The organism is Maribacter sedimenticola, assembly GCF_900188415.1.
GTDB classification, from domain to species: Bacteria; Bacteroidota; Bacteroidia; order Flavobacteriales; family Flavobacteriaceae; genus Maribacter; species Maribacter sedimenticola.
Map to the genome: position 1 here is coordinate 38,625 of NZ_FZNV01000012.1, position 12,169 is coordinate 50,793.

At 36.5% G+C, this 12,169-nt stretch carries 13 protein-coding genes; 5 read left to right on the forward strand and 8 right to left on the reverse strand.

From position 1 onward, the window contains the following. Entirely contained in the window at positions 1-1,470 is a 1,470-nt protein-coding gene (locus tag CHB68_RS18135) for a DUF389 domain-containing protein (protein ID WP_089263310.1), read from the forward strand. Here CHB68_RS18135 and CHB68_RS18140 read toward each other — a convergent pair. Beyond that, complete coding sequence (locus CHB68_RS18140; RefSeq protein ID WP_089263312.1) at positions 1,467-2,234, reverse strand: ABC transporter ATP-binding protein; 768 nt, start codon at positions 2,232-2,234, stop codon at positions 1,467-1,469. The two genes, CHB68_RS18135 and CHB68_RS18140, sit on opposite strands and share 4 nt — an antisense overlap. Next, positions 2,234-2,971, reverse strand: a complete 738-nt coding sequence (locus CHB68_RS18145; protein ID WP_089263314.1) for an MlaE family ABC transporter permease — start codon at positions 2,969-2,971, stop codon at positions 2,234-2,236. The genes CHB68_RS18140 and CHB68_RS18145 overlap by 1 nt, the downstream gene beginning before the upstream one ends. A 111-nt stretch (positions 2,972-3,082) precedes the next feature. On the opposite strand from CHB68_RS18145, the gene pafA reads away from it, so the two are divergent. Together pafA and murI are read left to right on the forward strand one after the other, a co-directional pair. Continuing rightward, positions 3,083-4,756 (forward strand): alkaline phosphatase PafA, encoded by a 1,674-nt coding sequence (gene pafA / locus CHB68_RS18150; protein WP_089263316.1) that lies wholly within the window; start codon positions 3,083-3,085, stop codon positions 4,754-4,756. A gap of 1 nt (position 4,757) precedes the next feature. Continuing rightward, positions 4,758-5,546, forward strand: a complete 789-nt coding sequence (murI, locus tag CHB68_RS18155; protein WP_089263318.1) for a glutamate racemase — start codon at positions 4,758-4,760, stop codon at positions 5,544-5,546. On the opposite strand, the gene CHB68_RS18160 is transcribed toward murI, so the two are convergent. Continuing rightward, complete coding sequence (locus CHB68_RS18160) at positions 5,543-6,055, reverse strand: dihydrofolate reductase (RefSeq protein WP_089263320.1); 513 nt, start codon at positions 6,053-6,055, stop codon at positions 5,543-5,545. The two genes, murI and CHB68_RS18160, sit on opposite strands and share 4 nt — an antisense overlap. Then, positions 6,052-6,438 carry a 2TM domain-containing protein gene (locus tag CHB68_RS18165; RefSeq protein ID WP_089263322.1) on the reverse strand — a complete coding sequence of 129 codons (387 nt, stop codon included), beginning with the start codon at positions 6,436-6,438 and terminating at the stop codon, positions 6,052-6,054. Before CHB68_RS18165 ends, CHB68_RS18160 begins: the two co-directional genes overlap by 4 nt. Before the next feature lie 55 nt (positions 6,439-6,493). Here CHB68_RS18165 and CHB68_RS18170 point away from each other — a divergent pair, with 55 nt between their 5' ends. Next, positions 6,494-7,579, forward strand: a complete 1,086-nt coding sequence (locus CHB68_RS18170; RefSeq protein ID WP_089263324.1) for an aminotransferase class V-fold PLP-dependent enzyme — start codon at positions 6,494-6,496, stop codon at positions 7,577-7,579. Positions 7,580-7,728: 149 nt separating this feature from the next. Further along, the gene (locus tag CHB68_RS18175) at positions 7,729-8,025 is read left to right on the forward strand and encodes an isoamylase early set domain-containing protein (protein WP_089263326.1); all 297 of its coding nucleotides are present in this window, start codon (positions 7,729-7,731) and stop codon (positions 8,023-8,025) included. 292 nt (positions 8,026-8,317) lie between these two features. Here the strand turns inward: CHB68_RS18175 and CHB68_RS18180 are convergent, their stop codons facing one another. The 4 genes from CHB68_RS18180 to CHB68_RS18195 all read right to left on the reverse strand — a co-directional run. Next, entirely contained in the window at positions 8,318-9,289 is a 972-nt protein-coding gene (locus tag CHB68_RS18180) for an L-histidine N(alpha)-methyltransferase (protein WP_089263328.1), read from the reverse strand. A 16-nt stretch (positions 9,290-9,305) separates the two neighbouring features. Further along, positions 9,306-10,466 (reverse strand): ergothioneine biosynthesis protein EgtB, encoded by a 1,161-nt coding sequence (egtB, locus tag CHB68_RS18185; RefSeq protein WP_089263330.1) that lies wholly within the window; start codon positions 10,464-10,466, stop codon positions 9,306-9,308. Between the two features lie 72 nt (positions 10,467-10,538). Continuing rightward, a complete protein-coding gene (locus tag CHB68_RS18190) occupies positions 10,539-11,363 on the reverse strand; it encodes a thymidylate synthase (RefSeq protein WP_089263332.1) in 825 nt (274 codons plus the stop codon). A gap of 119 nt (positions 11,364-11,482) precedes the next feature. After that, positions 11,483-12,169, reverse strand: a 687-nt coding sequence (locus tag CHB68_RS18195) for a T9SS type A sorting domain-containing protein (RefSeq protein WP_179213233.1), incomplete at its 5' end; no start/stop codon positions are given.

The window sequence follows — 12,169 nt, forward strand, 5'->3', positions numbered from 1 at the left end:
ATGGAAAACAATCTTAATCAAGATAACATTACCCCAACAAGTAATGAAGGTAGTGGGGGTGAAGAGGTAAAAAAGGATTTTCAAGGGCTTTTAGGTAGCATCAAGAAATTTTTGTCCGAGTTGTTGGATATACGTACCAACACGGATCAGCAAGCGACCAAGGAAGCCATAATAGCGGATATTCCTTTTAAGGGCCATACCTCATGGATTTTGATTTGTTCCATTTTTATAGCCTCAATTGGTCTTAATGCCAATTCTACTGCAGTGGTCATTGGTGCAATGTTAATTTCGCCGCTAATGGGTCCAATTTTAGGAATTGGCATGTCCGTGGCGATCAATGATATAGACACGTTAAAAAGATCATTGAAAAATTTTGCCGTTATGGTGGTCTTGAGTGTCATTACGGCCTATTTGTTTTTCAGGTTCTTTCCGCTTAGGGATGAGTCTTCTGAGTTATTGGCAAGAACGGCACCGGATATTAGAGATGTATTAATTGCATTTTTTGGTGGTTTGGCTCTGGTAATTGCACGTGCAAAAAAGGGAACCATAGCTAGTGTTATTTTTGGGGTTGCGATCGCAACTGCGTTGATGCCACCATTATGTACGGTTGGTTTTGGTTTGGCAATAGGAAATTGGTCCTACGCCACCGGTGCACTTTATCTTTTCACCATTAACACCATTTTTATAGCATTGGCAACGTTTTTGGTGATCAAGCTTTTGCGTTTTCCCATGGTACGCTATGTAAATTCGCAACGAAGAAGGTTGATAAGTAGGTTGGCTTCATTGCTAGCTATTCTTGTAATGATCCCGGCAGGAATTACCTTTTATAGCGTATTTCAAAAATCTCTGTTTATGCGAGACGCCGGAAGTTTTATCGATGAAAAAATAGTGCCTTATCAGTTTACGGGAGAAGGAAAATTCTTGAAGGATTTTAGCGAGATCGTATATAGTGATAAGGACAACTCCAAGATAGAGTTGGTTTTTATGGGCAATGAAACAATACCCGATAATGTAATTGCCACATGGGAAAATCAAATGCAAGAGTACCAACAGCTCAAGGGAATAGATTTGGTGGTCGTGCAGGGTTCAAAGAGTGATGAGGCCAATGAGCTCAAATATGTAAATGAGCTATATGAATCTCAAAAAAGTATTCTTTCCAATAAGGATGAGCGCATTAAGTTTCTTGAAACGGAATTGCTGAGGTTAAATCAAATCTCCTCCAATCAGATTCCATTTAATGAAATTAGCTTGGAGGCTAAAACCAATTATGAAAATCTGGAGCGCATGGGATATGCATATTTGATTTCGACGGATTTTAATAAGACTGATAGTATTCCATTATTTGAGGTTACCTGGAAGAAAGATGCCAACAGGTCTGAAACCGTTAAGGATATGACCAAGTTGCAAGAGTGGTTGCGCCTTAGATTGAATAACAAGAATATTCAGATTAAGGAAATGCCTAAAGATTAATTACGTTCTTCAATGTACATTTGACGTACTTTTTTAAATAAATCAGAGGAATAGACGAAGTTGGTAACGGCCTCATTATCTGTTTTAAAGATTTCATTCTTAGTGCCTTCCCATTCCTTGTACCCATCTTTAAGGAAAATGATTTTTTCCCCAATTTGCATTACCGAGTTCATGTCATGGGTATTGATTACGGTGGTGATATTATATTCTTCTGTAATTTCCTTGATCAAATTATCAATTAAGATAGCGGTTTTGGGGTCAAGTCCAGAATTTGGTTCATCGCAGAACAAATATTTAGGATTCATGACTATGGCCCTGGCTATGGCAACTCTTTTTTGCATACCCCCGGAAATTTCGGATGGAAACTTATGATGGGCATCAATAAGGTTTACCCTTTTCAGTACTGCATTGACACGGTCTTGCATTTCTGTTTTGGACTGTTTGGTAAACATTTCCAACGGAAACATTACATTGCCTTCTACGGTCATACTGTCAAAAAGAGCGCTTCCTTGAAAAACCATGCCCATTTCCTGTCGCAATTCTCGCTTTTCATTATCGGATAGGTCAGCGTATTTTTTACCATCGTAAACAATATTACCTTCTTCAGGGGAAAAAAGACCTAATAGACATTTAAGAAATACTGTTTTTCCAGATCCACTTTGTCCAATGATCAAGTTGGTTTTACCTTTTTCCAATTTGGTAGAAATACCTTTAAGGATATGGGCGTCGCCAAAAGATTTGTGTATGTCTTGTACGTCTATCATTATCCTAGTAAAAGTTGCGTTAAAATATAGTTCAAAATAATAATGACAACACTGGTCCAAACAAAAGCGGTCGTACTTGCCTTGCCAACTTCCAAAGCACCACCCTTCATATAAAAACCATGAAATGATGGAATAGTAGCTATAATGAAAGCGAATAATAATGTTTTGATAAATGCATAGGCAATATGAAATGGCACAAAATCTGTCTGTAGTCCGGTTACGAAGTCGGTACTGGTTAAAAATCCGCCAAGAACACCTGCCATCCATCCGCCAAAAATACCTACGTACATAGAAATGGCTATTGCAAACGGATAAAATAGCATAGCAATAATTTTAGGGAATACCAGGTAATTCAATGAATTTACGCCCATGACCTCTAAAGCATCTATTTGCTCTGTAACGCGCATTGTTCCAATGCTGGATGTAATATAGGATCCAACTTTTCCTGCCATAATAATGGAAACGAACGTTGGGGCAAATTCCAAGATAACAGATTGTCTAGTGGCAAATCCTATAAGATTTCTTGGTATGAGCGGGTTGGTAAGGTTCAATGCGGTTTGTATGGCAACCACAGCACCAATAAAGAAGGAAATAAAAATTATGATACCTAATGAACTAAAGATTAATTCGTCTATTTCCTTTAAAATCAGCGTTTTCATTATTCTCCATTTGGTAGGTTTTTTAAATACCTCACGGATCATAATTGCATAGCTTCCTACAGATGCCAAATAGTTCATTGAATAAAAATAGAATTCTTATTGTAAAAATAACAATAATGGACTTCATTTAACCTCGGTTTAATCTTTAAAGGTGTAATTTATTTACTTTTGTGCTACAATTGGATCAGTATGAAAATCAGAAGTTATTTTGTAGTCGCGTTTGTTTTGGGACTATTTTTCTTAAGCGCAAATGTCGTTGCACAAAACCGGGGTAAATCTACCACCGGGGAGGATATTATAAGAACCAAGCCAAAGTTAGTGGTAGGTATTGTGGTGGATCAAATGCGTTATGATTATTTAACACGCTTTTACGACCATTATGGTAAGGATGGTTTTAAGAGATTGGTGGAGCAAGGGTTTAATTGTAAGAACAATCATTATAATTACGCACCTACTAGCACAGGTCCTGGGCATACTTCTGTTTATACGGGAACGACTCCTTCCGTTCATGGGGTGATAGGTAATAATTGGTATGATAAGGAAATAGAACAAGATGTATATTGTGCGGGTGATGAAACATATTCATCAATAGGCACTGCATCCAATGCTGGTAAAATGTCTCCGCATAGAATGACCGTTACCACGGTTACCGATGAATTACGGCTTCATAACCAATTACGAAGTAAGACCATTGCCATAGCATTAAAGGATAGGGGCGCTGTATTGCCGGGCGGCCATACGGCCAATGCTGCATATTGGTTTCATGGAGAGGATGAAGGGAAATGGATAACAAGTTCATATTATATGGATGTGTTGCCAAAATGGGTGCAGGATTTTAATGCATCTGGAAAAGCACAATCGTACAAGAAAGCATGGAATACATTAAAGGATATTAAGGAGTATAAAGAAAGTGGTACTGACAATAACGCCTATGAAGGGCTTTTTAATGGTGAAAAAGCACCAACCTTTCCTCATAGTACTACATCTTTATTGGATAAGGACAAGGATTTTGACATTATCAAGGCAACACCATTTGGTAATTCCCTGACAACGGACTTTGCTATAGAAGCTTTAAAGCAGGAAGCATTGGGGCAAGATGACATAACGGATTTTTTAGCGGTAAGCTATAGCAGCACGGATTATGTTGGTCATAAGTACGGTGTAAATTCCAAGGAAGTTCAAGATACCTATTTGCGTTTAGATGAGGATTTGGCAAGATTGTTCAAAGCATTGGACAAAACCGTGGGCGAAGGTGAGTATACCTTGTTTCTTTCTGCGGACCATGCAGCAATTGAAGTGCCTGCATATTTAAGAGATCAAAAAATTCCATCAGGTTATGTTGATAATGCTGCTAATTCCAAAAAGTTAGCCGAGTTTTTAAGGTATACCTATGGTACAGAGGATATTGTGAAAAACTATTCTAATTATCAGCTGTTCCTGGACCATAAAATCATAAAAAATCTTGATTTGACCCTTGCTGAAGTCCAAGCGGAAATTGCACAGGAATTTTTAAGTTATGATGCTGTTGATAGGGTGTACACTGCGGATCAAATGTGGAATAATGAGTATACCCATGGTATTCCTTACATTTTACAGAACGGATATAATCAAAAGCGCTCTGGTGATATTTTGGTGGTGCTAAAACCCGGTTTCATTTCTTATTCGGAAACGGGTTCAACCCATGGGTCTCCCCAAATTTACGATACCCATACACCATTACTTTTTTATGGTAAGGGGATTAAACCGGGAGCGACTTTTGAACGAACGGAAATTCCTGATATAGCGCCTACCATTTCCGCCCTTTTGGGTATTTCATTTCCTAACGGTACAACAGGTAAGCCAATAATACAGGTATTGGAATAATATGGATAACAGGCCAATAGGCATTTTTGACTCTGGTATAGGTGGCACTTCTATTTGGAGTGAAATTCAGGAATTGCTGCCCAATGAGGATTGCATATACCTGGCAGATAGTAAAAATGCTCCATATGGGGAACAATCTAATGAGCGCATTATAGCGCTAAGTACTAAGAATGTTGAACATTTGTTGGCACAGGATTGTAAAATGGTGGTAGTGGCATGCAACACGGCGACCACAAATGCTATTGAGTATTTACGAGACCATTACTCCATACCTTTTATAGGAATAGAGCCCGCTATTAAACCGGCCGCATTACGATCGCAATCAAAAATTGTGGGTGTATTGGCTACAAAAGGAACTTTGTCCAGTAGTCTCTTTCATAGTACTTCTAAAAATCATGCTGCCGGTATAACCATATTGGAACAACAGGGAACCGGTTTGGTAGAGTTGATTGAAGCTGGGCAGTTGCAAAGTCCGGAATTGTTTGGACTTTTGGAAAGTTATATGACCCCAATGTTGGAGCAAGGAATGGATCATTTGGTACTGGGCTGTACCCACTATCCATACCTAATTCCCGTATTGCGGAAAATATTACCGAAAAATGTAACGATAATAGATTCTGGGCGGGCTGTAGCAAAACAGACCAAGAATGTATTGGAGAAATTTAATTTGCTTGCAGACCTTAACAAAAGGGGTAAGCATCAATTTTATACAAACATTAATAAGAAGGTGCTAGCCGGTATTTTAACTCCTTTCAATATGGAATCAAATGTTAATTTTTTAGATTTTTAAACATTGAAAGAAGGATTTCTTCTGGTATAGGTAAGATAAGTGAATGCAAATTTATGGCGCTCGTCTGCGGGGTGAAATTCTTGTACGGATAGCATCCAAAGAGACTCATCTATTTCTGGGAAAAAGGTATCCGCTTCATCAAAATTTGCATGAACTCTTGTTAGTTCTATTTTATCTGCAAATTTTTCCGCCAATGCGTATATTTCGCCACCACCAATGATAAAGGCAATTTCGTTAGCTACCAAATCAATGGCCTGTTCTATCGTATGTACAATTATGCAATCTTTAAAATCCGTAGTGTAATTTTTATCTCTAGTTATAATAATATGGGTCCTGTTGGGTAAAGGTTTTGGAAAACTCTCAAAAGTTTTTCTTCCCATAATTATTTTATGGCCAGTTGTTAATCTCTTAAACCGCTTAAAGTCATCCGGCAAATGCCACAATAGGTCGTTATCCTTGCCCAATGCATCGTTTTCGGCGGCGGCGGCAATCATTATTAGAGTTTTCAATACAGTTTTTTTTTAGGTTCAATTTCTAAAGGTTGCTGGGTATCCAATTCTTTCTGCATTTCATTAATTCGTTCCTGTTGTTTACGAATTAGTTTTTCCCGTTGGGAACGTTCCCATTCCTTGCCCATAAATCTATTGGTAATAAATACATTGAATATGTGCAGTGCAAATAAAAATGCCCAAAATGTTATGGCCCATATAAACCAATCATATTCTTGACCGTATTTTAAAATTTTGTTTATAAGGATTAGGAAAACACTACCTATCAAAAACACTACAAAGTGAGTATATAGCTTTTTTTTCTGAGCTATTCTCTTTTGTGCGTTTTCTACGAGCTCATGTTGCTCTACATCTATTTTGGTGTTTTTTTTCTTGGAAAACATTGCTCTTCCTATCTTTAACTCAAAGATACAGGAAATGTATATTACCCAATAAAATATGGAAAAATTAAGAAAGGAATTTCCGGTACTACGAAATGGTATTTATGCCAATACTGCAGTTTATGGTCCAATGTATGAATCGTTATTGGACTGGCGTCAAGAACATGATCTTGATTTTTTGATACATGGAAGTGATATGCGTTCAAAGGCTCTACAAGTGATTTCCGAAACACGGGATACCGTAAGCCGTTTTTTTAACTGCGATAGGGAGCGTGTTGCATTGGTGAACAATTTTTCCATTGCCCTAAATATGTTGCTTGAGGGGTTGAACCCTAAGAAAAAGGTGTTGTTGTTAAAAGGGGATTACCCTTCATTGAACTGGGCTTTTGAAAATAGGGATTTTGATATTGAATATGTGCAAATGACGTATGATTTGGAAGATGTTATCTATGATTTAATTGCAAAGAAAGGAATTGATGTTTTGGCGTTAAGTTTGGTGCAATGGGTAGATGGCTTTTCTATAGACCGCGCTTTTTTAAAAAGACTAAAAATAGATTTTCCCAATTTATTGATAGTTGCAGATGGCACGCAGTTTTGTGGAAGTGCAAGTTTTGATTTTGATGCTTCGGGCATTGATGTATTGGGAGCAAGTGCTTACAAATGGCTGTTGGCAGGATATGGAAATGGTTTTATGTTGTTTTCTGATGAGGTAAGTAAAAACGTTAATTTACGAACTATTGGTTTCAATGCTGCAAATGGTGATTTTGAAAAGAAGAATAAAATTAGATTTGCCAAGTTATTTGAACCTGGACATTTATCTTCCTTAAATTTTGGCAGTTTAAAATTTTCAATGGATTATTTTGTCAAGATTGGGATGGATGCCATAACATTCCATAATCAACAATTGGCGGAAAAGGCAAAGTCGGCATTTCTACAATTAGGACTGTTGGATGAAAAATTTAGTCGTAGGATGGGTCATAGCACTATTTTTAATATTAAGGTAGACAACGAGGTTTACAGGAAACTGGAAAGTAATAATGTCCAATGTGCCCAGAGGGGAAATGGAGTGCGTTTAAGTTTTCATTTTTATAATAATGAAAAGGATATAGATGACATTGTAAAAATCTTAAAGACAACGAGATAGCTATTCATTAAAGATAATTTTTGTAGGATAAAATTCTATTGGAGGGTTAAAAAGACTTTAATTTTTATCATATTCATAAAAATGGTCTTACGTATTGGTAATGAGTGTTTTATTATAGTAGTTTTGTCCTAAATTCTAAAATTAATATCATGGCAATTGCAAAGAAATATCTAAAATCAAAGCCGGTATGTAAGGTGACGTTTACCGTACCTGCAGAAGAGGCAAAAAGTGTAGCTGTAGTAGGAGACTTTAATAATTGGAGTCCAAAAGCTAGTACTTTAAAAAAATTGAAAAACGGTACCTTTAAAGGAACTTTTGATCTTCCAAAAGAAAATTCTTTTGAGTTTAAATACTTGGTAGACGGAAATTATATCAATGAAACTGAAGCTGATCGTTACCAATGGAATGATTACGCTGGGTCTGAAAATGCAGTATTGGAACTGTAAAAAGGAAAAAATAGTTTTATGAAAGGCATGGTGTACGCTATGCCTTTTTTTGTTGCTGTTTTTTTAGCATTTTTGTCAATCTGCGCCAAAAAGCAATTATGTTTTTATGACTTTAGGTAATTTGCGCGTTTTAGGATAATACCATGTCGCATCAGTTATTGTTTTCTCGTTAACTTACAAGGGAATGGCATATACTGTCACTTTTTATGAAATATTGTTTTTTATACAAGTACTATGGTAGTATTTCTTTCCGCTATTAAGGTTTTGTTCCAAATTACATTTATAGTATTTATTAGGATTTTTTAAAGAGATAATTTTTGTAAAATTGTTTAGGGTCGCTATACTCATCTATAACGGTTAAATTGGATTGTTCCGCTAACCATTGAACAGTTCTATCATCATATTTTTGGGAAATCTCTGTATGTATGGTTTCCCAAGCCTTAAATGAAATATGTAGGTCTAAGGCTTGTATAAATACTTTTTGGGGAGATTTTGCTACCAAATAGCTTTTTGCCGTTCCAGTTTCCGGATCGTAAACTTCCCAATGTTTAAAACAATCTATATTAAAATTGGCATCCAGTTCTTTATTAATTCTTACAAGCAGGTTTTTATTAAATTTAGCGGTTATTCCGGTCTCGTCATTGTAGGCATTCAGGATTGTTTCAGGATTTTTCTTCTGATCAAACCCAATGAACAACAAATCTTCTTGCTGCATATATTCTTGAATTTGTGATAAAAAATCTATTGCTTCTTCATGGCAAAGATTTCCAATGTTAGAGCCTAAAAACAAAATAACCTTACGTTCTTCCGTATTAAAATTCAATTTACGTAACGTTTCAAAATAATTACCTTGCAAAGGTTCTGTCCTTAATCGTGGAATTTCTCTTTTTAAATTTATCTGAAGTTGATTTAATGCATTTTGACTTATATCTATGGGTCTAAATGTGAAATCTAAATTTTGTTCAGTAAAATGACGCAATAGAATTTTAGTTTTTTTACCGTCACCGGCTCCCATTTCTATTAAATGAAATGGTTGGTTGCCACGACTGAACATGTGGGCTAGTTGAATCTTATGTTGCTCTATTATGGCATATTCCGTATTGGTCAAATAATATTCCGGCATATTCATAATATCTTGAAAGAGCTTGTCACCAGCTTTGTCATAAATATACTTGGAGGATAAAAACTTTGGGTATGAGGTTAAGCCTTCAAATACTTCTTGTTTAAAAGGGGTGTCTAGGGAGATGGCTAATTGTTTGTGCATATCTTTTTTGTCGTAATTATTTGGCCAGCCTTATACCGGTATATTGCCACCTTAAGTCGGTCTGAAAAAAGTTTCGGTACGTTGGTCTAGAATGGTTAACTGGGGTAGCAACAGAGCTTCCGCGCAATACTTTTTGGTTGACCATAAATTTGCCATTGTATTCCCCTAAAGCACCATCTGGTTTTTTATAGTTGGGGTACGGTAAATATGCACTTTCCGTCCATTCCCAGCGTTGTCCCCATTTAAATTGATGTTGTGCGGATTCCCATTCAAATTCCGTAGGCAGTCTGCAATTTTTATATTGGGCAAATGCAAAAGCTTCGTAATATGAAATATGGGCAACCGGGGCTTTAGGGTCAATTTTTGTCAGTCCATTTAGTCCGTAATAGTACCATTCATCTTGTATGTTGTGCCAATAGAGTGGGGCGTTGATTTTATTTTGTTGAACCCAATCCCAACCTTCGGCATGCCATAGATCAAAACGTTTATACCCGTCTGACGCTATGAAATCGGCATATTCTGCATTGGTAACCAATTTGTTACGTATTTGATATTCATGTAAATATACTTTGTGTCTACCTAATTCATTATCAAAACAAAACTCGTTGGAATTGTGCCCTATTTCATAAATGCCTTCATGAATCGTAATCCATTGCGGAGGTTCATTATCAATATTATATTCTTCAAAAGAGTTGGAGTAGATAGGTAAAAGGGGATTATTTCCCAAAATATATTTAATATCTGTAAGTAGTAATTCTTGATGTTGCTTTTCGTGATGAATACCAATTTCAAGAACTTCTAAAAGTGTTTTGTCGTTGTTATACTCAAGCAGGTTGGTCATTGCCTGAGTGACATAATCCCTGTATTCAAAAACTTTTTTTACGGACGGTCTAGATAGATTACCACGGTCCGCGCGCACAACTCGTTTTCCTACCGTTTCATAATAACTGTTGAATACAAATGAGAAATCATCGTCAAAAATTTGATAATTATTGTTATATGTTTTTAGGATGAATTCTTCAAAAAACCATGTGGTATGTCCTAAATGCCATTTAGGTGGAGAAACATCTATGATAGGTTGAACTACATAATCTTCTATTTCAAGAGGTTTACAAATAGCCTCTGTGTGCCTTCTGGTTTCAATAAAGAAATCTAAAAGCGTATCAGTACTTACCATGAAAACAATTTTTATGGTAAGTTAGAGAAAAATGGTTTATTCGGTTTAGCCTAAAACATTAAGAAATTGATCCTAAACAGCTACCTTGCCTTTTATATGGGGGTGAGGGTTGTAGTCTACCAATGTAAAATCTTCAAACTTAAACCCGAATATGTCTTTTACATCAGGGTTTATTTTCATTTTTGGCAAAGGTCTAGTCTCTCTACTTAGTTGAAGTTCAACTTGCTCCATATGGTTATTGTATATATGGGCATCGCCAAAAGTATGTATGAAGTCACCAGCTTCGTAACCGCAAACCTGTGCCATCATCATGGTAAAGAGTGCGTATGATGCTATATTGAAGGGTACGCCTAAAAATATATCTGCACTTCGTTGGTACAATTGGCAGGATAATTTGCCATCCGCAACATAAAATTGAAAAAATGCATGACATGGCGGTAGCGCAGCTTTACCATTGGCAACATTTTCCGAAAAGGATTTTGAGGTGTCCGGCAATACACTTGGGTTCCATGCAGAAACCAACATTCTTCTGCTATTGGGATTGGTCTTTAAAGAGTGGATAACTTCTTTGATTTGGTCAATTTCATCATTATTCCAATTACGCCATTGATGTCCGTATACCGGTCCTAAATCTCCGTTCTCATCTGCCCATTCGTTCCAGATTCTAACACCGTTTTCCTGTAAATATTTAATATTGGTATCCCCGTTCAAAAACCAAAGTAATTCGTAGACAATTGATTTTAAGTGTAATTTTTTAGTGGTGACCATAGGAAAACCTTCGCTTAGGTTAAAACGCATTTGATAGCCAAAAACACTCTTAGTCCCGGTCCCTGTACGGTCACCCTTTTGGTTACCTTCTTTGAGAACATGTTTTAAAAGGTCATGGTATTGTTTCATGATAAATAGTTTAAGTATGGTCCTGAATCAGGTTTTAAGACCGTTGCAAAAATACCATTAAGGGACAGGAATTATAAAAAGGGTTATTAGAATTTATTAACTAAAGTTTAAACGTGATTTTATAGTTTAATGATTTTATGAGTGCTTATGATTTGATTGTCATCATCAATTTCTACATAATAGATGCCAGATGCCAATGTGGAGATGTTTATAGAAATTACCTTTTGATTTTTGAAAGTTTTAAATAGAACGAGTTGTTTGGATGAATTTACCAACGTTAGTTTAGTAGTAGAAATAATTTTGCCAAGGTCGATATCAACTATATCTGTTGTTGGGTTAGGGTATATAATTATATTATCTTGGATGGAATATGGTATAAGTGTATTGTACGTATAGCCTTTTCCTGGACTTATACAGGATGTTATCATTTCTTCATTGTCGGCTACGCCATCTTCATTGATGTCTAAGCGCCATACGGTTTCAGGATTAAGTTCTATATTTTCATCATTACAATCAATAAATGTTGAAGGGATTTGGGTATAGCCTATTCCAGGACTGTTACAACTATCGATGCTTTCTAAAGTGGTATATCCATCTCCATCGACATCAAGGTACCACGTGGAAACTTCGAATACGTTCGGGTCATTGTCGTCACAATCGGTTAGTGGAAGTATGGTTTGCGTATATCCTGTTCCGGGTGAACTGCAACTTTCTACTGTTGGACCAACGGCGTAATTATCGCCATCGGCATCCAAGTACCACGTGGAAACCTCGAATACGTTCGGGTCATTGTCGTCACAATCGGT